This window comes from Psychrobacter sp. T6-1 (assembly GCF_052258445.1).
In genome coordinates this window covers 1-532 of record NZ_JBQQFC010000819.1, presented here as the reverse complement: position 1 = coordinate 532, position 532 = coordinate 1, and the positions used below count along the sequence as shown (strand labels likewise).

2 protein-coding genes are annotated in these 532 nt (G+C 41.7%); both read right to left on the bottom strand.

Annotation, left to right across the window (positions count from 1 at the left end; genetic code table 11):
* Positions 1-202 (bottom strand): cytochrome c-type biogenesis protein (locus ACTXGO_RS16160; protein ID WP_443575241.1); only part of this gene is annotated, 202 nt, incomplete at its 3' end.
* Between the two features lie 83 nt (positions 203-285).
* The coding region (locus ACTXGO_RS16155; RefSeq protein ID WP_459112953.1) for a thioredoxin domain-containing protein at positions 286-532 on the bottom strand (247 nt) is incomplete at its 5' end.

The window sequence follows — 532 nt, the reverse complement described above, 5'->3', positions numbered from 1 at the left end:
CGCGTATTTCAGCATCACTACGTCTATCTTTAATTAAATCATAGACTTTTTGCTTTAGATCCTGTGCAATCGGTGCATCAGAGGCTGCAAGGTTTTGATTTTGGCATTTTGGGCAGCGAAACTCTTCTATTAATCCACGATACTGAGCTTCTTGCTGTGGTGAGTCAAAATCGTATACGTCAATAGCTGCGTTTGCCGTCATGTTAAGCAGACACGCTAGTATTAAGCTTGCTAGTTTTAAAACTATATTGGGTTTTAGTTGAGGAGCTCTTATTCGAGTAACGTTCATTTGCACATCTCCTCAACCTGAATGAGATCAGGACTATCGTTGTTCTTATTAGCCTTATTAAGTACTGTCAGGCACGGCTTAACACGCTGTTGCCAATTGGCTTCATTAATCTCACCAACAATATGCTGACGAATGATGCCATCTCCATCCACAACAAAGGTTTCGGGCGCACCAGTTATGCCTAAGTCTAGAGCAAACTGACCCAATGAATCCTGAATAGACATAGAAAATGGATCACCGCCT